We start from the raw sequence: 24,539 nt of genomic DNA on the forward strand, positions 1-24,539 counted from the left end.
GGTGCCCGCCGCCGATGACAGCTTGCGGGGGGTGACCCTCTGGCGCGACACGTTGCGTGTGCCCGATGCGGGTGACGAGGCGGCGGCCTGGTTGTCGCAGCTGCTGGGCAAACCCCTGCGCCTGGTCTATTGCCCGGAGCAACGGGCGCGCTACCTGCCCAACGGTTATGGTCTGAACAGTGACCGCGCGGCGTTTCCCGATGGCTTCCCATTGCTGCTCATAGGGCAGGGTTCGTTGGACGAGTTGAACCGGCGGATAGGCCGGCCAATGGAAATGCTGCGTTTCCGACCGAACCTGGTGGTGCAGGGGGCCGAGCCATTCGCCGAAGATGGCTGGAAGCGGATTCGTATTGGCGAGCTGGAGTTTCGAGTGCTCAAGCCCAGTGTGCGGTGCATCTTCACCACACTGGATCCTGCGACCGGGGAGCGCAGCCCGGACCGTGAGCCGCTGACTACCTTGAAGACCTTCCGGGAGAAGGAGGGGGATATCCTGTTCGGGCAGAACCTGGCGGTGGACGGCAGCGGTAGGCTGGAAGTGGGGATGGCGGTCGAGATTTTGGAGTAGTGCTTGGCCTCATCGCCGGCAAGCCGGCTCCCACAGGTACAGCACAGGCCTTGAGGGCAGTGGAGCACCTGTGGGAGCCGGCTTGCCGGCGATGAGGCCGGTCGAAGCTCAGCAGCTATCAGTTGTCATCGAAATACCGCTCATGCCAGTCCACCAGCGGCTGCGGCGCATTGAGCTTCTGCCCGTAGATCACCGAGTACGACAGCACGTTCTGCACGTACTGGCGCGTTTCGTCGAACGGAATCGATTCCACCCACACATCGAAGCTCAAATGCTTGGCGCCCTTGAGCCACTGGCGCACACGCCCCGGCCCTGCGTTGTATGCCGCCGATGCCAGTACCCGGTTGCCGTTGAACTGGCTGTGCACCTGGCTCAGGTAGGCCGCGCCCAGTTGGATGTTCTTGTCCGGGTTGAACACCTGCTGGGGCGATGCCAGCGGAATGCTGAACTTGCGTGCGGTTTCCTTGGCCGTGGCTGGCATCAGCTGCATCAGGCCACTGGCGCCGACGCTGGAGCGGGCATCTTCCATGAACGCGCTTTCCTGGCGCGTGATGGCGAACACCCAGCTCGAATGCAGGCCGCGTACCTTGGCTTCGCGCACCAGGGTATCGCGGTGGGCCATCGGGAAGCGGATATCCAGGTCGTCCCAGTACTGCGCCTGGCTGATGGTGCGAATGGCCGGGAAGTACCAGCGCAGGTCATAGGCCAGGCGCGCCTGGGCGACCATTTCGTCCCGGGTAAAGTGGCGGCTCACGTGGTACCACTCGCGGCGGCCTTCGACGATCTGCCCGCGGGCATGGAATTCCAGGGCGCGCTGCACGCCTGGGGTGTTGCGCACCTTTTTGACCAATGCCGGGCTCAGCACCAGCGGTTTGTTGTTCAGCTGGTACGGCGTCTGCGCACGGTCGGCGGCGAGGAAGCCGTAGAAGTCGCGCTCGCGCGCCACGTTCTTGTACAGCAGCGGAACCTGCGGGTTGTTCGGCTGCGCAAGCTCCAGGCTGCGCGCTTGCCAGTACTTCCAGCGGTTACTGCTGGCCAGGTCCTGCGGCAGGCGTTTGGTCAGCTCGTAGGCATCTTCCCAGCGGCCCAGGCGCAGCAACAGGCGCAGGCGCCACTCGCTGACGGTGTTGTCGCGCAGTTCAGGGTCGTAGCGGGTCATCAGGTCGAGGGCCCGCGGGTCGTAGCGGCGCGCCAGGGTCAGGCCGATCTCGCGGGCGATGGCGACCTTTTCGTCGCGAGAGAAGTGCATGCGCTGGGCGTAATCGTCAAGCAGTGCCATGGCCCGTTCAGGGTCCTGGCGGGCCAGGCGGCGCAGGCCGAGGCTGACCACGTCGGACATGGCTTCATTGACGGGGGTGAAGCGCGACGGTTGATTGAGCAGCTCGGGCTTCTGCGCCACGTCGATCAGCAAACGACCCTGCGGGCCGAGCGTGGTCAGGCCCTGGACCAGGCTGTTGGCCAGGCTGTAGTTACGTGCCTGGGCCGCCAGCTTGGCGCGGTTCCAGCGCTTGGCCTCGGTCAGTTGACCTTCGGCGGCCCACATGCCGAACAGGGTGTCACAGGCGGCCGGTTGCGACTTGCCCACGTTCCACAGTTTCTCGGCGCTGGCATAGCCTTCGGCACGCTTGCCGTGGCTCAGCTCGTACTGGCCATTGAGGCAGTCCAGCTCGGTGAAGTTGAGCTTGGGGTCGTAGTACTTGACGAAGGTGTTCCACTCGCCACGTTCTGCCAGCCAACGCAACCAGCGCAGTTTCATCCAGTTGGCCTGGGGCAGGTCGCCGTGCTTGGCGAGGAAACCTTCGATTTCCTCGTTGCTGGCGCTCTTGAGGCGCGCGGTGAGTTCGTCGTAGGCCAGGTAGGGCGTCAGTGGATAGTCGCGCAGTTCCTGGGCATAGCGCAGGTAAGGGCCTTTGTCGCCCTTGGCCAGTGCACGCTTGGCCTGGTCGTAGTACTGGCGCTGAAGGGTGAGGTCGGTGGCCTGCGCCACGTTGGCGGTGGCGGCGGTGAGCAGCAGGCAGGAAGCAATCTGTAACAGGCGGCTGCGCATGATACGTCCGGGCAGTTGAACCATGGGAAAGTGACGGCGAAGCCAGCACTGTTGGAAGCTATTGCCTTAGCTTAGCCGTTTGCCGGCAGCGGGTGAAAGCACTGTGCTTGTATCAAGGCGTTAACACCGACCGGATGTCGCAATACCCTGGCAGGGAGGTCAACTTAATGCTGGAACGGGCCAACTCAGGTAGAATGCGCGCCCGCTTTCTGGAGACGAACATGACCCTGCTCAAATTCAGCGATGTGTCCCTCGCATTCGGCGCGATGCCGCTGCTGGACAAAGTGTCCTGGCAGATCGCCCGTGGCGAGCGGGTGTGCATCATCGGCCGCAACGGCACCGGCAAGTCCAGCATGCTACGCCTGGTAAAGGGCGAGCAGAAAGGCGATGACGGCGAGATCTGGCGCGCCCCCGGTCTGAAGATCGGCGAATTGCCGCAGGAGCTGCCGGTGGCGGACGAGCGCAGCGTGTTCGACGTTGTGGCCGCCGGGCTGGATGGCGTCGGCGAGCTGCTGGCCGAATACCACCACCTTAGCCAGAACATCCACGGCGACGAAGACCTGGAAAAGCTCATGCACGTCCAGCACGAACTGGAAGCGCGTGACGGCTGGCGCCTGCAGCAGGTGGTGGAAAGCACCCTGAGCCGCCTGCAGCTGCCGGCCGAGAAAACCCTGGCCGAGCTCTCCGGTGGCTGGCGTCGTCGCGTCCTGCTGGCGCAGGCGCTGGTTTCCGAGCCTGACCTGCTGCTGCTCGACGAGCCGACCAACCACCTGGACATCGGTGCCATCGCCTGGCTCGAAGAGGCCCTGAACGGCTTCAACGGTGCTGTGCTGTTCATCACCCACGACCGTTCCTTCCTGCAGAACCTGGCCACCCGCATCCTCGAACTGGACCGCGGCGGCCTGATCGACTGGAACGGCGACTACGCCAGCTTCCTGGTGCACAAGGAGGCCGCGCTGGCCGCCGAGGAAACCGCCAACGCGCTGTTCGACAAGCGCCTGGCCCAGGAAGAGGTGTGGATCCGCCAGGGCATCAAGGCTCGCCGTACCCGTAACGAAGGCCGAGTTCGTGCGCTCAAGGCCCTGCGCGTCGAGCGCAGCGAGCGGCGCGACCGCCAGGGCAAGGCGAACATCCAGATCGAAGCGGCGGAGAAATCCGGCAAGCAGGTGATGGTGCTGGAAAACGTCAGCTTCTCGCACCCTGAAGGACCGATGCTGGTCAAGGACTTCTCCATGGTCCTGCAGCGTCAGGACCGTATTGGCCTGCTGGGCGCCAACGGCACCGGCAAGACCACGCTGCTCAAGCTGATGCTGGGTGACCTGGAGCCCACATCGGGCAAGGTCGAGCGTGGTACCAAGCTGGAAGTCGCCTATTTCGACCAGATGCGCCACCAGCTCGAGCTGGAAAAGACCGTGATCGACAACCTGGCCGAAGGCCGCGACTTCATCGACATCGATGGCCAGAGCCGGCATGTGCTGAGCTACCTCGGTGACTTCCTGTTCAGCCCGCAACGTGCCCGCACGCCGGTCAAGGCGTTGTCCGGTGGTGAGCGTGCGCGCCTGCTGCTGGCCAAGCTGTTCAGCAAGCCGGCCAACCTGCTGGTGCTCGACGAACCGACCAACGACCTCGATGTGGAAACCCTCGAGCTGCTGGAAGAAGTGCTGTGCAACTACAAAGGCACGGTACTGATGGTCAGCCACGACCGGGCGTTCCTCGATAACGTGGTCACCAGCACCCTGGTGTTCGAAGGGGAGGGTAAGGTACGCGAATACGTGGGCGGCTACGAAGACTGGATCCGCCAGGGTGGTTCGCCGAAGTTGCTGGGCGTGACCGAAAGCAAGGGCGGCAAGTCCGAACTCAACAGTGCGGTGGTCGAGAAGGCGCCGGTCGAGGCTGCGCCTGAGCCGGTGGCGCCGGTGGCCGATGCCGCGAAGAAGAAGCTCAGCTACAAGTTGCAGCGCGAGCTGGAGATGTTGCCGGGGCAGATCGACGCGCTGGAACAGCGCATGGCGGTGGCTCAGGAAGAGGTCAATGCAGCTGGCTTCTATCAGCGGCCGATTGCCGAGACTTCGGCGGTGCTGGCGCAGATCGAGAAATTGCAGGGCGAGCTGGATGTGCTGGTAGAGCGTTGGGCTGAGCTGGAAGGCTGAGTTCGACCTTTTGGCCCTATCGCCGGCAAGCCGGCTCCCACAGGTACTGCGCAGTTCTCTGGATCTGTGACAGCCCTGTGGGAGCCGGCTTGCCGGCGATGAGGCCAGTGCTGGCTACATCATTCCTTTTTCTGCAACCGCACCGCCAGCACGTCGCACGGCGCGCCGTGCAGCACGTCATTGGCAGTGGAGCCCAGTAGCAACGCCAGGCCATGCCGGCCATGGCTGCCCACTACGATCAGGTCGCACTGCTGGTCCTTGGCCAGTTGGTGGATTTCCTGGCGTGGCTGGCCGTAGGTCAGGTGTGAATCGCCACGGTTGATGTCGGGATACTTGTTGAACAGCCGTTCCATGCGCTCTTTGGCCTGGTCGAACTGCTGCTGTTGCAGTTGCGAAAGGTCCATGGGTACATCGCCGCCAAAGGCCATGGCCATCGGTTCGACGATGTGCACCAGCGAAACCTTGGCACCGGTAGGTTCGGCGAGCTTCATGGCACGTTTGATCACCGGGTCGCACTCTTCGGTGAGGTCGACGGCGACCAGAAGATGTTCGTAGGACATGAGCTGTACTCCTGACAATCGCGATAGTAGAAGTATGGTCGCTTTCGGGCAGGTCTTCCGTGAAACCGAGTAACCCGCTCATTTGCAACGCTTTATGGAATCTACAGATATGACGGTATGGCTGGTGGTGTCAATCCTTGCGCTGATTCTAAGTCCGCTTTCCTGGTTGCGCCTGTCGCGCAAACAGGGCGAACAGATGAGCCTGCGCCTGGAGGCGCGGCGCATGGGCCTGGCCATGCAACTGGCGCCGCAGCAGTGGCCGCACTGGCTGGAAAAGGAACCGCCCAGCCCTTGCCCGCAGTACCACCGGGCCCGGCGTCGGGGGCATGAGGACAGCTGGTGCTACTGGCAGGTCAGCCCTGGTGTGTGGTGGAACAAGTGGCGTGAAGTGTGCGAGGAGCCGCGCCTGATGGAAGTGTTCGCCCGCCTGCCAGAGACCGTCTACAAGGTCGAAGCCGACACGCGCATGATCGCGCTGTACTGGAGCGAACGGGGTGATAAATCTGTGTTGCAGGATATTGCTCACGCCTTCGAAACCCTCGCTTGATCGCAGCGTAACGGCTGTACCGTAACGACAAAGCGGCAACCCGGCAGCGCCCTTCGAGGTGCTGCTGGGTTGCCGCTTTGTCGTTTCTGCACTGCAGAAAAGGCCAGGCAGGCCGGGAATTTCAGGGAGCGAGTGGGAGTGTAGCCAGGTTTGCGCTCCGTGCATGAAAAATGCACCTCTGGGCCACTTTCGTGGTCAATCGCTGACATGAATGATCAGCAATCACTGTCACCATGTTTTGCCCCCGGCTGATGGAAAATGACCGGAAAGTCGCGTTTTCACCGTGCTCGTGAGCATTTGACAACGCGGATCTTTTCGGAGAATGTGTGCAGACCCAAATCAAACGGGCGTATGAATTGAGCGTTTGTATGTCACACCGCTCGAACAGAATCCCGACTAGCGCGCTGACGGGTGTGCCTGGGGCAAGGGCAGCGAAGGGCTGCTTTTTCACCAGCGATCGGCGTGTACAGTTCAGCTTCCATATCGTGGAGATCAGTTGATGATTTACGAAGGTAAAGCCATCACGGTTAAGGCTCTTGAAAGCGGCATCGTCGAACTGAAGTTCGACCTCAAGGGTGAGTCCGTCAACAAGTTCAATCGCCTGACCCTGGACGAGCTGCGCCAGGCCGTCGACGCCATCAAGGCCGACGCCTCGGTGAAAGGTGTGATCGTCAGCAGTGGCAAGGACGTGTTCATCGTCGGCGCCGACATCACCGAATTCGTCGAAAACTTCAAGCTGCCCGAAGCCGAGCTGGTGGCCGGCAGCCTGGAAGCCAATCGTATCTTCAACGCCTTCGAAGACCTCGAAGTCCCGACCGTGGCGGCCATCAACGGCATCGCCCTGGGTGGCGGCCTGGAAATGTGCCTGGCGGCCGACTATCGGGTCATGTCCAGCAGCGCCAAGATCGGCCTGCCCGAAGTCAAGCTGGGGATCTACCCGGGCTTCGGCGGTACCGTGCGCCTGCCGCGTCTGATCGGCTCGGACAACGCCATCGAGTGGATCGCCGCCGGCAAGGAAAACCGCGCCGAAGACGCGCTGAAGGTCGGTGCCGTCGACGCTGTGGTCGCCCCTGAACTGCTGCAGGCCGGTGCCCTCGACCTGATCAAGCGCGCCATCAGCGGCGAGCTGGACTACAAGGCCAAGCGCCAGCCCAAGCTGGAAAAGCTCAAGCTCAACGCCATCGAGCAGATGATGGCCTTCGAAACCGCCAAAGGCTTCGTCGCGGGCCAGGCCGGCCCGAACTACCCGGCACCGGTCGAAGCCATCAAGAGCATCCAGAAGGCCGCCAACTTCGGCCGTGACAAGGCCCTGGAAGTCGAAGCGGCAGGTTTTGCCAAGCTGGCCAAGACCTCGGTCGCCGAGAGCCTGATCGGCCTGTTCCTGAACGACCAGGAACTCAAGCGCAAGGCCAAGGCCCACGACGAGATTGCCCACGACGTGAAACAGGCCGCCGTGCTCGGCGCCGGTATCATGGGCGGCGGCATCGCCTACCAGTCGGCGGTCAAAGGCACCCCGATCCTGATGAAGGACATCCGCGAGGAAGCCATTCAACTGGGCCTCAACGAAGCGTCCAAGCTGCTTGGCAAACGCGTCGAGAAGGGCCGCCTGACCCCGGCGAAAATGGCCGAGGCACTCAACGCCATTCGTCCGACCCTGTCCTACGGTGATTTCGCCAACGTCGACATTGTCGTCGAAGCCGTGGTCGAGAACCCGAAGGTCAAGCAAGCCGTGCTGGCGGAAGTGGAAGGCCAGGTGAAAGAGGACGCGATCCTCGCCTCCAACACCTCGACCATCTCCATCAACCTGCTGGCCAAGGCCCTCAAGCGCCCCGAGAACTTCGTCGGCATGCACTTCTTCAACCCGGTGCACATGATGCCGCTGGTCGAAGTCATCCGTGGCGAGAAGTCCAGTGACGTGGCGGTTGCCACCACCGTGGCTTACGCCAAGAAGATGGGCAAGAACCCGATCGTGGTCAACGATTGCCCGGGCTTCCTGGTCAACCGCGTGCTGTTCCCGTACTTCGGCGGTTTCGCCAAGCTGGTCAGCGCTGGCGTCGACTTCGTGCGCATCGACAAGGTCATGGAGAAGTTCGGCTGGCCGATGGGCCCGGCCTACCTGATGGACGTGGTCGGCATCGACACCGGCCACCATGGCCGCGACGTGATGGCCGAAGGCTTCCCGGATCGCATGAAGGACGAGCGTCGCTCGGCCGTTGACGCCCTGTACGAGGCAAACCGCCTGGGTCAGAAGAACGGCAAGGGCTTCTACGCCTACGAGACCGACAAGCGCGGCAAGCCGAAGAAGGTCTTCGATGCCACCGTGCTCGATGTGCTCAAGCCGATCGTCTTCGAACAGCGCGAAGTCACTGACGAAGACATCATCAACTGGATGATGGTACCGCTGTGCCTGGAGACCGTGCGCTGCCTGGAAGATGGCATCGTCGAAACGGCTGCCGAAGCGGACATGGGCCTGGTCTACGGCATTGGTTTCCCTCCCTTCCGTGGTGGTGCGCTGCGCTACATCGACTCGATCGGCGTGGCCGAGTTCGTCGCCCTGGCCGATCAGTACGCCGACCTGGGGCCGCTGTACCACCCGACTGCGAAGCTGCGTGAAATGGCCAAGAGCGGCCAGCGCTTCTTCAACTGAGCGGTCAAAGAGCTAGAGCGAGAATATTGATATGAGCCTGAATCCAAGAGACGTGGTGATTGTCGACTTCGGTCGCACGCCGATGGGCCGCTCCAAGGGTGGCATGCACCGCAACACCCGCGCCGAAGACATGTCGGCGCACCTGATCAGCAAGTTGCTCGAGCGCAACGACAAGGTCGACCCGAAAGAAGTCGAGGACGTGATCTGGGGCTGCGTCAACCAGACCCTGGAGCAGGGCTGGAACATCGCCCGCATGGCGTCGTTGATGACCCAGATCCCGCACACCTCGGCCGCCCAGACCGTCAGCCGCCTGTGCGGCTCGTCGATGAGCGCGCTGCACACCGCTGCCCAGGCGATCATGACCGGCAACGGCGATGTGTTCGTGGTCGGTGGCGTGGAGCACATGGGCCACGTCAGCATGATGCATGGCGTCGACCCCAACCCGCACCTGTCCCTGCACGCGGCCAAGGCGTCCGGGATGATGGGCCTGACCGCCGAGATGCTGGGCAAGATGCATGGCATCACCCGTGAGCAGCAGGACCTGTTCGGCCTGCGTTCGCACCAGCTCGCCCACAAGGCGACTGTCGAAGGCAAGTTCAAGGACGAGATCATCCCGATGCAAGGGTATGACGAGAACGGCTTCCTGAAGGTGTTCGACTTCGACGAGACCATTCGCCCGGAAACCACCCTGGAAGGCCTGGCTTCGCTGAAGCCTGCGTTCAACCCCAAAGGGGGTACCGTCACCGCCGGTACTTCGTCGCAGATTACCGACGGTGCTTCGTGCATGATCGTCATGTCCGGCCAGCGTGCCATGGACCTCGGCATCCAGCCGCTGGCCGTGATCCGCGCCATGGCCGTGGCCGGTGTCGACCCGGCAATCATGGGCTACGGCCCGGTGCCGTCGACCCAGAAAGCCCTCAAGCGCGCTGGCCTGACCATGGCCGACATCGACTTCATCGAGCTCAACGAAGCCTTCGCTGCACAGGCCCTGCCTGTGCTGAAAGACTTGAAAGTGCTCGACAAGATGAATGAGAAGGTTAACCTGCACGGCGGCGCCATTGCGTTGGGCCACCCGTTCGGTTGCTCCGGGGCGCGGATTTCCGGCACCCTGCTCAACGTCATGAAGCAAAATGGCGGTACCCTGGGTGTGGCCACCATGTGTGTCGGCCTGGGTCAAGGCATCACCACTGTCTTCGAACGCGTCTGATCGCAACGCAAGGCAGCAGCCGGGGCCTCGTGCCCCGGTTTTTGTTTTTTTACGAAAATAGTTTCAAGAGGGTAAGCGGCATGCAGATACAACCAGGCGTATACCGGCATTACAAAGGGCCTGAGTACCGTGTCTTCAGTGTTGCACGGCACTCCGAAAGCGAAGAGTGGATGGTCTTCTACCAATGCCTGTATGGTGATTACAGCTATTGGGTACGCCCTCTTTCCATGTTCCAGGAGTCCGTCGAGGTTGACGGCGAGCAGGTGCCGCGCTTTGCTTTGGTCAAGGCCGAAGAAGGGCTGCCTGGGGTGCCTGGCAAGTCGCAAGAGTGAACGACCGCGCTTGACCTCACTCTTTTGCCACTATATATAGCGGTGCCGCGTCTGGCACCTGACGCGTTTTTCATCTTCAGATTCAGGAATACTCCGATCCATGGGCAAATCGCTGGTCATAGTGGAATCCCCGGCCAAGGCCAAGACCATCAACAAGTACCTGGGCAACCAGTACGTGGTGAAGTCGAGTATCGGCCACATCCGTGACCTCCCCACCAGCGGTTCGGCCAGCGCCAGCAAAGAGCCGGCCGCCAAGCGTGGCAAGGCTGCTGCGGGTGAGGCTCCGGCCCTGTCGCCGAAAGAAAAGGCTCGCCGCCAGCTGGTGGCACGCATGGGCGTCGACCCCGAGCACGGCTGGAAGGCCAAATACGAGATCCTGCCCGGCAAGGAAAAGGTGATCGAAGAGCTGCGCCGCCTGGCCAAAGATGCCGACACCATCTATCTCGCAACCGACTTGGACCGCGAAGGGGAAGCCATTGCCTGGCACCTGCGCGAGGCCATCGGCGGCGATGACACCCGCTACAAGCGCGTGGTGTTCAACGAAATTACCAAGAAAGCCATCCAGGAAGCGTTCTCGCAGCCTGGCGAGCTGGACATCGATCGCGTCAATGCCCAGCAGGCACGCCGCTTCCTCGACCGCGTAGTGGGCTACATGGTTTCGCCGCTGCTGTGGTCCAAGATCGCCCGTGGCCTGTCGGCCGGGCGCGTGCAGTCGGTGGCGGTGAAGCTGGTGGTCGAGCGTGAGCGCGAGATCCGTGCCTTCAACCCCGAAGAGTACTGGGAAGTGCACGCCGACCTCGGCACCGCCAAGAACGCCCAGGTGCGCTTCGAAGTGGCTCGCGAGAAGGGCGAAGCGTTCAAGCCGCTGAATGAAGCCCAGGCCATGGCTGCGCTGGAGAAGCTCAAAGATTCCAGCTACAGCGTCATCAAGCGCGAAGATCGCCCGACCAGCAGCAAGCCGTCGGCACCGTTCATCACCTCCACCCTGCAGCAGGCTGCGAGCAATCGCCTGGGCTTCGGGGTGAAGAAAACCATGATGATGGCCCAGCGTCTGTACGAAGCCGGCTACATCACTTACATGCGTACCGATTCGACCAACCTGTCGGCCGACGCCCTGGACATGGCGCGCAGCTACATCGAGCGTGAGTTCGGCAAGCAGTACCTGCCGGAAGCGCCGCTGGTGTACGGCAGCAAGGAAGGCGCCCAGGAGGCGCACGAAGCGATTCGCCCGTCCGACGTCAACACCCACCCGACCAAGCTCAGTGGCATGGAGCGGGACGCCGAGCGTCTGTACGAGCTGATCTGGCGCCAGTTCCTGGCCTGCCAGATGCCGCCGGCGCAGTACCTGTCCACCAGCGTCACCGTGGCCGCTGGCGATTTCGAGCTGCGCGCCAAGGGCCGCATCCTCAAGTTCGACGGTTACACCCGCGTGCTGCCGCAACAGAGCAAGCCGGGCGAAGACGACGTGCTGCCGGAAATGGCCCAGGGCGAGTCGCTGAAGCTGATTCAGCTCGACCCGAGCCAGCACTTCACCAAGCCGCCGGCACGCTTTACCGAAGCCAGCTTGGTCAAGGAAATGGAAAAGCGCGGTATCGGCCGCCCGTCGACCTACGCGGCGATCATTTCCACCATCCAGGACCGCGGTTACGTCACGCTGCACAACCGTCGTTTCTACTCCGAGAAGATGGGTGACATCGTCACCGAGCGCCTGTCGGAAAGCTTCTCCAACCTGATGGACTACGGCTTCACCGCCGGTATGGAAGAGAACCTCGACGACGTGGCCCAGGGTGAGCGTGACTGGAAGCACGTGCTCGACGAGTTCTACGGTGATTTCAGCAAGAAGCTGCTGACCGCCGAGTCTGCCGAAAACGGCATGCGCGCCAACCAGCCGACCATGACCAACATTCCGTGCAAGGAATGTGGCCGGCCGATGATGATTCGTACCGCCTCCACCGGCGTGTTCCTCGGCTGCTCGGGTTACACCCTGCCGCCGAAAGAGCGCTGCAAGGCCACCGTCAACCTGGTACCGGGCGACGAGATTGCCGCCGACGACGAGGGCGAGTCCGAATCCCTCGTGCTGCGTGGCAAGCACCGCTGCCCGATCTGCGCCACGGCCATGGATGCCTACCTGCTCGACGAGAAGCACAAGCTGCATATCTGCGGTAACAACCCTGATTGCGTCGGCTACGAGATCGAAGAAGGCAGCTACCGCATCAAGGGCTACGAAGGGCCGAGCCTGGAGTGCGACAAGTGCGGCAGCGAGATGCAGCTCAAGACAGGCCGCTTCGGCAAGTTCTTCGGTTGCACCAACCCGACGTGCAAGAACACCCGCAAGCTGCTCAAGAGCGGTGAGGCAGCGCCACCGAAGATGGACAAGGTGGAGATGCCGGAGCTCAAGTGCGAGAAGGTCGACGACACCTATGTGCTGCGTGATGGTGCTTCGGGGTTGTTCCTGGCGGCCAGCCAGTTCCCCAAGAACCGCGAAACACGCGCGCCGCTGGTGCTGGAGATCCTGCCGCACAAGCATGAGATCGACCCGAAGTATCACTTCCTTTGCGATGCGCCGCAGAAGGACCCGGATGGCCGCCCGGCGGTAATTCGCTACAGCCGCAAGACCAAGGAGCAGTACGTGCAGTCCGAGGTCGATGGCAAGCCGACCGGCTGGAAGGCCTTCTACGACGGCAATGCCTGGAAAGTCGAAGACAAGCGCTGATTCTTCTGTGCATTGATTGGGGCCGCTTTGCGGCCCCATTTCATTGGTGACAAGCACCCCCCGATCCTTGAAACTGCAGGTATTCGCCCTGCAGCCTTTAAGGAGGCCACCCGACATGGCCCAGGAACTCTACACCCGCACCAACCAGAAACTGTTCTTCGCCGGCCTTGCCCTGGAATCCATGGCCAAGGCAGTCGAAAGTCAGGCGATGAATGCCCAGGGCCTGGTCCAGGCCGAGCGCGAGTCAGCGTTATTCCACCTGTATGGTGCGTTGCTGGGGTTGTGTCATGAGATCGCTGGCTACTATCGGTTGCCGACAGCCCCCACTGTCGAACAGCTGCTCGCCGACGACGCCCTGAATGCCATCGCCATTCCAGAAGTGGCCGAGTTGCTGGAGCTGGCCCGTCAACGCGAAACCTGGTTGGCGCAACTGCTCAGCGCTTATGCCGATTTGTTCCGACCACCTGTCGTGAAGAAAACGCCGAAAACCGATGTCACCCAGCCCCTGATCCAGGCCGTCAATCTCGATCAACCCGAGCAGCCTGCGCTTTCGCGTGAGGAACTGGAAAGCTGGCGCAGCAATCTCAAGGGCTTGGTGAGACGTTTCCGTGACGCGTTGAGTGAGTGCTGATAGCCGTCGCGGCTGGTACACTACTGGCCTTTCGTGGAGAACAGCCCTATATGTCTACGTCGTTTCTGGAAATTGTCGAGTTGCCTGATGGCCGGATCGAACTGCGTCGCGCCGAGGATGAAGGCTCCCTGGTAACCCTGGATTTCTCGGAAGACGCCAAGGCATTCCTGCAGGGCCAACATGTCGAAGTCGCCAAAGCCATGCTGAGTGTCGGTGTGCAGATGGCTGGCCGTCTCATGGATGGCGAGTTGGAGCGCGACGAAGGGCCGCGCGTGCTGCACTAAACCCCGATTATCAATCGCGAGACAGGCAAAGCCTGAACATCAGCCGAGGCGGATGTTCAGGCTTTTTGCGTTTCCGACACTGGCGGCACGTACTAGTTGCTGGCGTGCCGTGGCATTGACACTACCCAGCCAGCTCACCACCGTGTGGCTGCGCCCCAGGCGCAAGGCTTCGCAGGCCAGTTGCAGCGCACTCTGGTTGCCACCTGGCTGCAACAGCAGGATGCGCTCGCGGTTCAGGCCGGCATCGCGCAGCCAGGCCTGGGTCAGGCTGGCGGGCGGGGCGATCAGGGTCAACCAGCGGGCCTCTTGCTCTTCGCTCAATTCGCGCAATACCGGTGCCAACAGGCTCTGGCAATGCTCGGGTGCGCCACGCAGGGACAGTTCGCTGAACAGCTCCGGCCGGCTGCTTTTTCGTGCCTGCTCAGTGGCCTTCAGGCCTGGCAAAACCGGTTGTGCAAGGAAGGCTTCGAACAATGGAAGCTGAACCTGCTGGTGTGTTTGGGTGAACTGCTGCATGACGCCTCCTGGATCAGCGGCGAATAACGCCGACACTCAAACCTTCGATCACCAGATCCTGTTCTTTCAGGTCGACTTCGATAGGGGCGAATTCGGGGTTTTCAGCGATCAGCCAGACCCTGTTGCCTTCGCGCTTGAAGCGCTTGACGGTCACTTCATCGCCGATACGGGCAACGACGATCTGGCCATTGCGGGCCTCGCGGCAGGTGTGCACTGCCAGCAGGTCGCCGTCGAAGATGCCGACGTCCTTCATGCTCATGCCGTGTACACGCAGCAAGTAGTCGGCGCGAGGGTGGAAGAAGGTCGGGTTGATGTTGCAGGATTGCTCGATGTGCTGTTCGGCGAGGATCGGCGCACCGGCCGCGACCCGGCCAATGATCGGCAGGCCGCTTTCTTCGCTCTTGGCTTCGACGCCTGGGATGCGGATGCCGCGCGATGCCCCCGGGGTCATTTCGATGGCACCCTTGCGGGCGAGCGCCTTGAGGTGCTCTTCAGCAGCGTTGGGTGACTTGAAGCCCAGCTCCTGGGCGATTTCCGCGCGGGTTGGCGGGAAGCCGTTGTCTTCGAGGCAGCGTTTGATGAAAGCCAGGATTTCGGCTTGGCGTGGCGTCAGTTTCAACATGGCGAGCGCTCTGTCTTTTTATACAGTGACTGGAATTATATACAGTACTGGATGCGCTGCAAGCGCCAAAGATGCATTAAAAGCCGCAATCGGCTCATCATGGCGCTTGCAGCCTGCAGCTTGGCGCATTTAAATGGCGACCGCCCGGTCACCTGACCTTGACACAGGCAGGTCTGAAACGTATGTTTCAAACACCTGTTTGTCTGCCTGCCGGAGTAGTCATGGCCCAATCGGAAACCGTTGAACGCATTCTCGATGCTGCCGAGCAGCTGTTCGCGGAAAGGGGGTTTGCGGAAACCTCGTTGCGGCTGATTACCAGCAAGGCCGGGGTCAACCTGGCGGCGGTCAACTACCATTTCGGTTCGAAGAAGGCACTGATCCAGGCTGTCTTCTCTCGCTTCCTCGGGCCGTTCTGCGCCAGCCTCGAACGCGAGCTGGAACGGCGCCAGGCCAAGCCCGAGCAAAAGCCCAGCCTCGAAGAGCTGCTGGAGATGCTGGTCGAGCAGGCCCTGGCGGTTCAACCACGCAGCAACAACGACCTGTCGATCTTCATGCGCCTGCTGGGCCTTGCCTTCAGCCAGAGCCAGGGGCATTTGCGTCGCTACCTTGAGGACATGTACGGCAAGGTGTTCCGCCGCTACATGCTGCTGGTCAATGAGGCGGCGCCGCGCATTCCGCCGCTGGAACTGTTCTGGCGCGTGCACTTCATGCTCGGTGCCGCAGCGTTCAGCATGTCCGGTATCAAGGCCCTGCGCGCCATTGCCGAAACCGATTTCGGCATCAATACCTCGATCGAGCAGGTCATGCGCCTGATGGTGCCATTCCTGGCGGCTGGCATGCGCGCCGACAGTGGCGTTACCGACAATGCCATGGCCTCGGCCCAGCTACGCCCGCGCAGCAAGACCGGCAGCACCACCGCCAAGGCCTGAAGGCTGGGCGGGGCAGGGCGCTTCGGCTAAGCTAGCGCCCATGCCCGACCTCGATTTCCTGCACATCTCCCTCGCCGATCAGCGCCTCTATGGCTTTGCCCATGGGCAGCTGCGCGTGCGCCTGGAAGTGTCTACCGCGCGCAACGGCGCCGGCGAGCGCAATGGCTCGGGGTGTACGCCGCGTGGGTTGCATCAGGTGCGCGCGAGAATCGGCGCGGGCTTGCCACTCAATGCAGTGCTAAGCGAGCGGCGCTGGACCGGTGAGATCTGGTCGCCGCCCTTGCACGCGCAATTTCCCGGGCGTGACTGGATCCTGACCCGCATCCTCTGGCTCAGTGGTTGCGAGCCGGGAGTCAATCGTCTGGGCGCGGTGGACACCTTCCGCCGCTACATCTACCTGCATGGCACGCCGGACACGGAACCCTTGGGCGTACCGCTGTCCCATGGCTGCATACGCCTGCGCAACACCGATCTGATTGGCCTGTTCGAGCGTGTACCGGCGCATTGCCCGGTGCGTATCGACGAGGCCGCCTGCCCTCAGTGGGCTTCCATTAGTTTGCAATGAAGGATTGTCTATGACCGCCAGCCTGCAAGGCTCCCTGATGGTGGATATCGCCGGTAAATGGCTGACCGCCGAGGACCGCCAGCTCTTGCGCCAGCCTGAAGTGGCCGGCCTGATCATCTTTGCCCGCAACATCGACAGCCCGCGCCAGGTGCGTGAGCTGTGTGCGTCTATCCGCGCCGTGCGCCCCGACCTGATCCTCGCGGTGGATCAGGAGGGCGGTCGGGTGCAGCGTCTGCGTCAAGGTTTCGTACGGTTGCCCGCCATGCGCGCGATCGCCGACAACGCCAATGCCGAGTACCTGGCCGAGCAATGCGGCTGGTTGATGGCCACCGAGGTGCTGGCGGTCGGCCTGGACCTGAGTTTCGCTCCGGTACTGGACCTGGATCACCAGCGCAGCGCGGTGGTTGGCAGCCGTGCCTTCGAAGGCGACCCCCAGCGTGCCACGCAATTGGCCGGTGCGTTCATTCGCGGCATGAACGCCGCGGGCATGGCCGCTTGCGGCAAGCACTTCCCAGGGCATGGCTGGGCCGAGGCGGACTCGCACGTGGCCATCCCCACCGACGAGCGTAGCCTGGAGCAACTGCGCCAGGCCGACCTGGTGCCGTTCACCCGTCTCAGTGGGCAGCTGGCGGCGGTGATGCCGGCGCACGTCATCTACCCGCAGATCGACAACCAGCCTGCCGGGTTCTCGCGCCGTTGGCTGCAGGACATCCTGCGTGGCGAGCTGGGCTTTGACGGGGTGATCTTCAGTGATGACCTGTCGATGGCTGGGGCGCATGTGGTCGGCGATGCGGCGAACCGTATCGAGGCGGCGTTGAGCGCCGGTTGCGACATGGGCCTGGTGTGCAATGACCGGGCGGCGGCTGAGCTGGCGTTAACTGCGGCGCAGCGCTTGAAGGTCAAGCCTTCGTCGCGGATTGCGCGGATGCGAGGGCAGGGCTTTGCGCGTACCGATTACCGACAGCAACCGCGTTGGCTGGAGGCGCTGGGGGCTTTGAAGGACGCGCAGTTGATCGACTGATCAGCGGGCTGTACCGGCCCCTTCGCGGGACAAGCCCGCTCCCACAGGAATTTGCACTCGATTGACCATTGCAGTGTTCCTGTGGGAGCGGGCTTGTCCCGCGAAGGGGCCGGTCCTAGCGCCCACGCTTTCCGGGCAATGGGGCAAACAGCGCTTCGATCTCCTCATCCCCAAGCCGCCACTGCCCCGCCTGCCCGCCATCAAGCAGGCTCGCCGCCAACGCGGCCTTCTCCTGCTGCAATTGCTGGATCTTCTCTTCCACCGTACCCCGGGTAATCAGCTTGAACACGAACACCGGCTTGTCCTGGCCGATTCGATAGGCGCGGTCGGTGGCCTGGTTTTCGCTGGCCGGGTTCCACCACGGGTCGAAGTGGATCACCGTATCCGCAGCCGTCAGGTTCAGGCCGACGCCGCCGGCCTTGAGGCTGATCAGAAACACCTCGCTGTCGCCCTGCTGGAACTGCTGCACCGGCGTGCGCCGGTCGCGGGTGTCGCCGGTGAGCAGGCTGTAGCGGATCTTGCGTTTTTCCAACTCCTCCTCGATCAGCGCCAGCATCGAAGTGAACTGCGAAAACAGCAAAACCCGCCGCCCTTCGCTGAGCAGCTCGTCGAGCATCTCCAGCAGTGCGCCGAGCTTGCCTTTGTCGGCCTGGTTGCCTTTGCTCTCGACGCCTTTGACCAGGCGCAGGTCGCAGCACACCTGGCGCAGCTTGAGCAGGGCGTCGAGGATCACGATCTGGCTGCGTGACGCGCCGTTGCGGGCAATCTCGTCGCGCACTTTCCTGTCCATGGCCACCCGCACCGCCTCGTAGGTGTCGCGCTGGGCGTCGCTGAGCTCGACCCAGTGGACCATTTCGGTCTTGGCCGGCAGTTCGGTGGCCACCTGTTCCTTGGTGCGGCGCAGCAGGAACGGGCGTATGCGGCTGACCAGGTGGGCCAGGCGCTCGCTGTCGCCATGGCGCTCGATCGGCGCGCGGTACTCCTGGTTGAAGCGCTTGACCTCGCCCAGCCAGCCGGGCATCAGGAAGTGGAAGAGTGACCACAGCTCGCCCAGGTTGTTTTCCATCGGCGTGCCGGTCAGGCACAGGCGCTGGTTGGCCTGCAACTCGCAGACGGCGAGGGCGGCCTTGCTGGTGCTGCTCTTGATGTTCTGCGCTTCGTCGAGCACCAGCACGCTCCAGGTTTTTTCGCGCAGGTGAGGCAGGTCCCGCGGCACCAGGGCATAGGTGGTGAGCACCAGGTCGTAGTCGCCCAGCTTGTCGAAATGCTTGCTGCGGCCAGGGCCGTGCAGGGCCAGCACGCGCAGGCCCGGGGCGAAGCGGTGGGCCTCGTCCAGCCAGTTGGGCACAAGGCTGGTGGGCATTACCGCCAGGGCCGGGTTGGCCAGGCGCCCGTGCTGCTTTTCCAGCAGCAGGTGGGCGAGGGTCTGCAGGGTCTTGCCCAGACCCATGTCGTCGCCGAGGATGCCGCCAGTGCCCATTTCGCGCAGGGCCTGGAGCCAGTTCAGGCCTTGCTGCTGGTAGGGGCGCAGGGTTGCGTTCAGCTCGGTGGGCAGTTCGACCTGCAGGTCGCGGGCATCGCGCAGGCGCCGGCCGAGGTCACGCACATGGGCGCCGCCTTCCCAGTGCAGGGGCAGGTGCTCGATGTCGTTCAGGCGCGCCGCGTCGGCGCGGACCATGCGCAGGGTCGGGCCGACGGCGTCTTCGTGCAGGTACAGCTCGCCAAGGGTGCCCATCACCGCCTTGATCCGCCCGTAGGGCAAGGCGACGCGAAGTGCCGGGCTGTCCAGGCGGCCACGGTTGAGGTCGATCAGCAGGTGCTCGTCGTCACTGCGTCGGGCCAGCTCGCTGGGGCGCAGCAGTTCCGGGTTGCTGCGCAGCAGTTGCAGCACGATCGGCAGCAGGCTGTGGCGCTGGCCGTCGACGACGATGCCCAGCTCCAGGTCGAACCATTCGTGGCCTGGGGCTTCGTCGATGCTGGCGTACCAGTCGTCCACTTCCTGCAGGTTGAAGGCGAAATCGCGGTGAATGTCGATGTCCCAACCCGCTTCGCGCAAGCGCGGCAAGCCTTCGCGGGCGAAGTGCAGCCAGGCTTCGTCATCGGGCAGCTGGTGCATCTCGCCGGCGCTGTCGGGGAGTGCCTTGCTCTGCCGGGTGGCGGGCTTGAAGCCGAGGTCGCGCAGGGCCTTGCGCAGCGCCTGCTCGGCCTGGGGCTGGCGGCGAATACGCTGGCTGGTGGCGCCGATCAGGCGGGCCAGGGGCTTGTCGTCACTGCCGATGGCGCGCAGGCCATCGTAGTCGAACGACAAGGCGGCGCGGTGTTGCATCTGGCGCTGCATACGGCCGGTCTTGGGCATGTAGGCGCTGAATTCGAGGCTGCCGAGGGTCAGATGACCTCTTGGCAGGACGCCATCGAGCTGCTCGGTGCTGACGGTGGTAGGCGTTGGGACTTGGCGGTTCAAGGCGTTCAATCGATGACTCAAGGGTACGACCAGGTGTTCTGGGACGGTGGGCGCGCGTGCAAGCTGGCTGGCAATGAAGGGGTCCAGGTCATGTTGCAGCTTGCCAAGCAGGTGCGCCGTTCGGTCGACGTAGTACATGGGTTCGACGGGCAGTGCCAGCAATTGGGTCTGCTCGCCGTGGTACCAGGCGCCACGGTAGCTGCCATCATCCAGCCTGACCCAGCGGAACCTGGCCTGAATTTCCGGCCCGGCCAGCAGCGGGAGGGGATCGCTGTTGTAATGCAGGCGCCCTGTGGCCAGGGCGTAGCCGAGCAATTCCGCACCTTGCTTGCCTTCCAGGTCGACCACGGGGCGCGTCGCATCGCTGCTGGCATCGATCAGGCGCAGCAACCGGGCATCGTCCTGGGTGACGTAGCGGGGTGGGTAGTAGATCAGTTCAGGCAAGGAGGTGATCTTGCCAAAGTGCACGGTGTCGTCCGCTTGCCGGGTGCCTTTGACCACTTCCAGCGTGCAATGCTGATTGCCCGCATGGATCAGGTAGTGAATGGCCGGGCCTTTGCGTTGGGGCTTGGGCGCGGCCACCCGTTGCCCGGTGGTTTCGAGTGTCTCAACCCATTGGTCGAGAGCAGGGGACAGCAGCAGCGCCGCTTGCTGTGGGGCCATCTGGCTGTCGAGCGGCCGGCCACCCTGCTGCACATTCAGCACGACGGCGACACAGTGTTTGCAATTCAAGCCGACCGGGCAGCTGCAGCGCCCGAAAATGCGCAGTTCGGGGCCGTTCAGCAGCAGTTGGATCGTCTGGCTGTAGCGTTCACCAGACGATCCCTCGCAGGTGGCTTCGATGGACTTTTCATTCAGTGACAGGATTCGCGTGCGCGCTTGCGCGGCGTATTCGCGGCCTCGCTTCAGGGCTCCCTCCTGGATGTAGTCGACCCAGTCCGGGTGAGCCTTCAGCAGCTGCTGCGCATCCTCCTTGCTCACATCACTGCTCCATCATCTCCGGGTCCATCACCGGCGTTTTCGGTGTGCCGGGCGGGGTAACCTTCAACAGCAGCGCCAGGTGGCCGCCGTCCATGAAGGTCAGCTGGCCGCCCTTCATGTTGCTGTTGTTCTGCTTGAACTGTTCGCTCTGCAGCACGTTGCCGTTGCTGTCGAGCTGGTTGACCCAGAAGTTGGCCTCCACTGCGATGAAGCGGCCTTCGGTGAGGCTCAGGTTGCCTTCGATCGGGAAGTGCCCGAACTGCTCCTGGCCGGCGCCCAGGGCGATGCGGCTGGGCTCGCTGCCGACCTGCTGCTGCCAGGCCTTGTGCAGCAGCACGGTGTAGTCGGCGGTGGCCTGCAGGCGGGTGACTTCATCTTCCAGCGCCAGTGGGCGTTCGGCACCCTTGTCCAGGCGCGGGGCGCCGGCGCTCCAGTCTTCCGGCGCGAACGGGCTGGTGAAGGCGGGCACGCTGTTTTGCCGCACCAGGATCATTTCCACCTGATACAAGCCTTCGGCGAAGGCGGCCGGCGCGAACAGCGCAAGCAACAAGGTCAGGCAACGGATGGCACGCATGTTTCTTCCTTAGGCTGTCTGTGGGGTCAAGCGCTCGAACAGCGCTTCCAAAGTGTTGAATCGTTCGTCGGGGCGTTCCATTGGCACGAGGAAGCGGAACTGGGTCGCGCCTTCGAACTTGTAGCGTTTGGGCTGGCCCTGGATCAGCTTGATCAGGGTCAGCGGGTCGACGGGGGTTTCGGCCTCGAATTCGAGCTTGCCGCCATTGGGGCCGGCGTCGACTTTCTTGATGCCGAGCTTTTCTGCCTGCAGCTTGAGTTGGGTCAGGCGCATCAGGTTCTTGGTCGGCTCGGGCAACAGGCCGAAGCGGTCGATCATTTCCACCTGCAGGTCCTTGAGGCCTTCTTCGTCGGCCGCCGAGGCAATGCGTTTGTACAGGATCAGGCGCGCGTGCACGTCCGGCAGGTAGTCCTCGGGGATCAGCGCCGGCAGGCGCAGGTTGATCTCCGGGCCGCCACTCAGGGGCTGCTCGAGGTTCGGTTGCGCACCCTTGCGGATGGCCTTGACCGCGCGTTCGAGCATTTCCATGTAGAGGGTGAAGCCCACGGCCTGGATCTGTCCGCTCTGGCCTTCGCCGAGCAGCTCGCCGGCACCGCGGATTTCCAGGTCGTTGGTGGCCAGGACGAAGCCTGCCCCCAGGTCCTGGGTGTTGGCGATGGCCTCCAGGCGCTTCTCGGCGTCGCTGCTGACCTTCTGCCGCGCAGGGGTCAGCAGGTAGGCGTAAGCCTGGTGGTGGCTGCGCCCGACCCGGCCGCGCAGCTGGTGCAGCTGGGCCAGGCCGAACTTGTCGGCGCGCTCGATGACGATGGTGTTGGCGCTGGGCACGTCGATGCCGGTTTCGATGATGGTCGAGGCGATCAGCACGTTGAAGCGCTTGTGGTAGAAGTCGCTCATCACCTGTTCCAGTTCACGCTCGCGCATCTGCCCGTGGCCGATGCCGATACGCGCTTCCGGAACCAGTTCGGCGAGGTCGGCGGCGCACTTCTCGATGGTCTTCACGTCGTTGTGCAGGTAGTACACCTGGCCGCCGCGCAGCAGCTCCCGCAGCAGGGCTTCCTTGACCGTGCTGTTGTTGTGCTCCATGACGAAGGTGCGCACCGACAGGCGCCGCGCCGGTGGCGTGGCGATGATCGACAAGTCGCGCATGCCGGCCACGGCCATGTTCAGGGTGCGCGGGATCGGCGTGGCGGTCAGGGTGAGGATATCCACCTCGCTGCGCAGGGCCTTGAGCTGCTCCTTCTGGCGTACGCCGAAGCGGTGCTCTTCGTCGATCACCACCAGGCCCAGGTCCTTGAAGCGCACATCATCCTGCAGCAGCTTGTGGGTGCCGATGAGGATATCGATCTTGCCTTCGGCGAGGTCGGCGGCGGCGGCGGCCACTTCCTTGGCCGACTTGAAGCGGCTCATCACCTCGACCGTCACCGGCCAGTCGGCGAAGCGGTCGCGGAAGCTGTTGTAGTGCTGCTGGGCGAGCAGGGTGGTGGGCACCAGGACGGCCACCTGGCGGCCACTGTGCACGGCAATGAAGGCCGCGCGCATGGCCACTTCGGTCTTGCCGAAACCGACATCGCCACACACCAGGCGGTCCATCGGCTTGGCCGCGAGCATGTCGGCGCGCACGGCTTCGATGGCGTTCTGCTGGTCCGGGGTTTCCTCGAAGGGGAAGCCGGCACTGAAGGTGGCATAGTCGGCAGCCGGGTCGGCGAAGGCGTAGCCTTTGCGCGCGGCACGGCGGGCGTAGATATCGAGCAGCTCGGCAGCCACGTCGCGAACCTGCTCGGCGGCCTTGCGCTTGGCCTTCTGCCAGGCTTCCGAGCCCAGCCTGTGCAGGGGCGCCAGGGCGTCGTCGCTGCCGGTGTAGCGGGCGATCAGGTGCAGGTTGGCCACCGGCACGTAGAGCTTGGCGCCCTCGGCGTATTCCAGGGTCAGGAACTCGGCGGCCTGGCCTTCGATCTCCAGGGTGGCCAGGCCCAGGTAACGCCCTACGCCGTGGTCGATGTGCACCACCGGCGCGCCTTCACGCAGTTCGGTGAGGTTCTTGATGACCGCATCGTTGGCGGCCTCGCCGCGCTTGTCGCGGCGCCGGCGCTGCATCACGCGCTGGCCGAACAGCGGGCTTTCGGCGACCAGGGCCAGGCCCGGGTCTTCGAGCAGCAGGCCCTCGTCGAGCGGGGCGATGGTGATCGCCAGGCGTTCCTTGCCGGTAATGAAGTCAGTCCAGCCTTCGACCGTCTGCGGCCTCAGCTTGAGGCGTTCGAGCAGCTCCAGCAGGACCTCGCGACGACCCGCCGACTCGGCAGTGAACAGCACCCGGCCAGGGAACTGGTCGAGGAATTCGGACAATGCCGCCAATGGCTGGTTGGCCTTGGCCTCGATGGCCAGGTTGGGCAGGGCGCGTGCAGGGAAGCGCTCGCGGCCGGCACCCGGTTCCACTTCGTCGGCGCTGACCACCACCCGTGGCCACTGCTTGAGCTGGGCGAAGCAGTCTTCTACCGGCAGGAACAGCTCGGCCGGTGGCAGCAGTGGGCGGGTCAGGTCGCCGCGGCGGTCTTCATAACGCCCGCGCACATCGTTCCAGAAGTGCTCGGCGGCCTGTTCGACGCCCGGCAGGGAGAACACCTGGGTGTCGCTGGGCAGGTAGTCGAACAGGGTCGAGGTTTCTTCGAAGAACAGCGGCAGGTAGTACTCGATGCCGGCGGGAATGATGCCGCTGGCCAGGTCCTGGAAGATCGCGCTGCGGCGGAAGTCGACGTCGAAACGCTCGCGGAAGCGCGCCTTGAAGCGCGTCACCTCTTCCTTCTGCATGGGGAATTCGCGCGCCGGCAGCAGGCGGATCGAGTCGACCTTGTCGATCGAGCGCTGGGTCTCCGGGTCGAAGGTGCGCAGGGTCTCGATTTCGTCGTCGAACAGGTCGATGCGGTAGGGCAGCTTGCTGCCCATCGGGAACAGGTCGATCAGCGCCCCGCGCACGGCGAACTCGCCATGCTCGTAGACCGTGTCGACGCAGCGGTAGCCACTGGCTTCCAGGCGCGTGCGCATCTGTTCCACGTCGATGGTCTGGCCCACGTCCAGCACCAGGCTGCTGCCGAGCAGAAAGCGCGTTGGCGCCAGGCGGTGCAGGGCGGTGGTGATCGGCACGACGAGGATGCCATGGCTCAGCTCCGGCAGCCGGTAGAGGCTGGGGATG

19 protein-coding genes are annotated in these 24,539 nt (G+C 63.4%); 12 read left to right on the forward strand and 7 right to left on the reverse strand.

Going from position 1 to position 24,539, the window contains the following annotated elements; translation table 11 throughout:
* Positions 1-565, forward strand: a 565-nt coding sequence (locus PMI38_RS11710; RefSeq protein WP_043273470.1) for an MOSC domain-containing protein, incomplete at its 5' end; no start/stop codon positions are given.
* Positions 566-683: 118 nt separating this feature from the next.
* On the opposite strand, the gene PMI38_RS11715 is transcribed toward PMI38_RS11710, so the two are convergent.
* Positions 684-2,612: a transglycosylase SLT domain-containing protein gene (locus PMI38_RS11715; RefSeq protein ID WP_008094086.1), complete on the reverse strand. Its 1,929-nt coding sequence runs from the start codon at positions 2,610-2,612 to the stop codon at positions 684-686.
* Between the two features lie 221 nt (positions 2,613-2,833).
* Between PMI38_RS11715 and PMI38_RS11720 the strand changes: the two genes are divergently transcribed.
* Positions 2,834-4,762 (forward strand): ATP-binding cassette domain-containing protein, encoded by a 1,929-nt coding sequence (locus tag PMI38_RS11720; protein ID WP_043273472.1) that lies wholly within the window; start codon positions 2,834-2,836, stop codon positions 4,760-4,762.
* Between the two features lie 119 nt (positions 4,763-4,881).
* On the opposite strand, the gene PMI38_RS11725 is transcribed toward PMI38_RS11720, so the two are convergent.
* Positions 4,882-5,322, reverse strand: coding sequence for a universal stress protein (locus PMI38_RS11725; protein WP_008094089.1), 441 nt, complete (start codon positions 5,320-5,322; stop codon positions 4,882-4,884).
* 109 nt (positions 5,323-5,431) lie between these two features.
* Here PMI38_RS11725 and PMI38_RS11730 point away from each other — a divergent pair, with 109 nt between their 5' ends.
* The 7 genes from PMI38_RS11730 to PMI38_RS11760 all read left to right on the forward strand — a co-directional run bounded on the left by PMI38_RS11730 (position 5,432) and on the right by PMI38_RS11760 (position 13,683).
* On the forward strand, positions 5,432-5,869 hold the full coding sequence (locus PMI38_RS11730) for a hypothetical protein (protein WP_008094092.1): 438 nt from the start codon (positions 5,432-5,434) through the stop codon (positions 5,867-5,869).
* Between the two features lie 499 nt (positions 5,870-6,368).
* Positions 6,369-8,516, forward strand: coding sequence for a fatty acid oxidation complex subunit alpha FadB (gene fadB, locus PMI38_RS11735; RefSeq protein WP_008094094.1), 2,148 nt, complete (start codon positions 6,369-6,371; stop codon positions 8,514-8,516).
* A gap of 31 nt (positions 8,517-8,547) precedes the next feature.
* Complete coding sequence (fadA, locus tag PMI38_RS11740; RefSeq protein WP_008094097.1) at positions 8,548-9,723, forward strand: acetyl-CoA C-acyltransferase FadA; 1,176 nt, start codon at positions 8,548-8,550, stop codon at positions 9,721-9,723.
* 80 nt (positions 9,724-9,803) lie between these two features.
* Complete coding sequence (locus PMI38_RS11745) at positions 9,804-10,055, forward strand: DUF1653 domain-containing protein (RefSeq protein ID WP_008094098.1); 252 nt, start codon at positions 9,804-9,806, stop codon at positions 10,053-10,055.
* A 100-nt stretch (positions 10,056-10,155) separates the two neighbouring features.
* Positions 10,156-12,768 carry a type I DNA topoisomerase gene (topA, locus tag PMI38_RS11750; RefSeq protein ID WP_008094100.1) on the forward strand — a complete coding sequence of 871 codons (2,613 nt, stop codon included), beginning with the start codon at positions 10,156-10,158 and terminating at the stop codon, positions 12,766-12,768.
* 115 nt (positions 12,769-12,883) lie between these two features.
* Positions 12,884-13,399 carry a DUF6586 family protein gene (locus PMI38_RS11755; RefSeq protein WP_008094102.1) on the forward strand — a complete coding sequence of 172 codons (516 nt, stop codon included), beginning with the start codon at positions 12,884-12,886 and terminating at the stop codon, positions 13,397-13,399.
* A 50-nt stretch (positions 13,400-13,449) separates the two neighbouring features.
* Positions 13,450-13,683 carry a hypothetical protein gene (locus PMI38_RS11760; protein WP_004376430.1) on the forward strand — a complete coding sequence of 78 codons (234 nt, stop codon included), beginning with the start codon at positions 13,450-13,452 and terminating at the stop codon, positions 13,681-13,683.
* A 39-nt stretch (positions 13,684-13,722) separates the two neighbouring features.
* Here the strand turns inward: PMI38_RS11760 and sulA are convergent, their stop codons facing one another.
* Entirely contained in the window at positions 13,723-14,199 is a 477-nt protein-coding gene (gene sulA / locus PMI38_RS11765) for an SOS-induced cell division inhibitor SulA (RefSeq protein ID WP_008094108.1), read from the reverse strand.
* A gap of 13 nt (positions 14,200-14,212) precedes the next feature.
* On the reverse strand, positions 14,213-14,821 hold the full coding sequence (lexA, locus tag PMI38_RS11770) for a transcriptional repressor LexA (protein ID WP_008094109.1): 609 nt from the start codon (positions 14,819-14,821) through the stop codon (positions 14,213-14,215).
* A 221-nt stretch (positions 14,822-15,042) separates the two neighbouring features.
* On the opposite strand from lexA, the gene PMI38_RS11775 reads away from it, so the two are divergent.
* Genes PMI38_RS11775 through nagZ form a run of 3 tightly spaced genes read left to right on the forward strand, consistent with a single transcriptional unit; the run spans position 15,043 to position 17,336 of the window.
* A complete protein-coding gene (locus PMI38_RS11775) occupies positions 15,043-15,750 on the forward strand; it encodes a TetR/AcrR family transcriptional regulator (protein WP_008094110.1) in 708 nt (235 codons plus the stop codon).
* Positions 15,751-15,790: 40 nt separating this feature from the next.
* Positions 15,791-16,315 carry a L,D-transpeptidase gene (locus tag PMI38_RS11780; RefSeq protein ID WP_008094111.1) on the forward strand — a complete coding sequence of 175 codons (525 nt, stop codon included), beginning with the start codon at positions 15,791-15,793 and terminating at the stop codon, positions 16,313-16,315.
* Positions 16,316-16,337: 22 nt separating this feature from the next.
* A complete protein-coding gene (nagZ, locus tag PMI38_RS11785; protein ID WP_177324907.1) occupies positions 16,338-17,336 on the forward strand; it encodes a beta-N-acetylhexosaminidase in 999 nt (332 codons plus the stop codon).
* Positions 17,337-17,451: 115 nt separating this feature from the next.
* Here nagZ and PMI38_RS26580 read toward each other — a convergent pair whose 3' ends face one another.
* The 3 genes from PMI38_RS26580 to mfd all read right to left on the reverse strand — a co-directional run.
* Positions 17,452-20,778 (reverse strand): DEAD/DEAH box helicase, encoded by a 3,327-nt coding sequence (locus PMI38_RS26580; RefSeq protein WP_008094115.1) that lies wholly within the window; start codon positions 20,776-20,778, stop codon positions 17,452-17,454.
* Position 20,779: 1 nt separating this feature from the next.
* Positions 20,780-21,352 carry a CsiV family protein gene (locus PMI38_RS11795; protein ID WP_008094117.1) on the reverse strand — a complete coding sequence of 191 codons (573 nt, stop codon included), beginning with the start codon at positions 21,350-21,352 and terminating at the stop codon, positions 20,780-20,782.
* A gap of 9 nt (positions 21,353-21,361) precedes the next feature.
* A partial coding sequence (mfd, locus tag PMI38_RS11800) for a transcription-repair coupling factor (protein WP_043273475.1) occupies positions 21,362-24,539 on the reverse strand: 3,178 nt, incomplete at its 5' end.

The organism is Pseudomonas sp. GM84 (assembly GCF_000282535.1).
Classification (GTDB): domain Bacteria; phylum Pseudomonadota; class Gammaproteobacteria; order Pseudomonadales; family Pseudomonadaceae; genus Aquipseudomonas.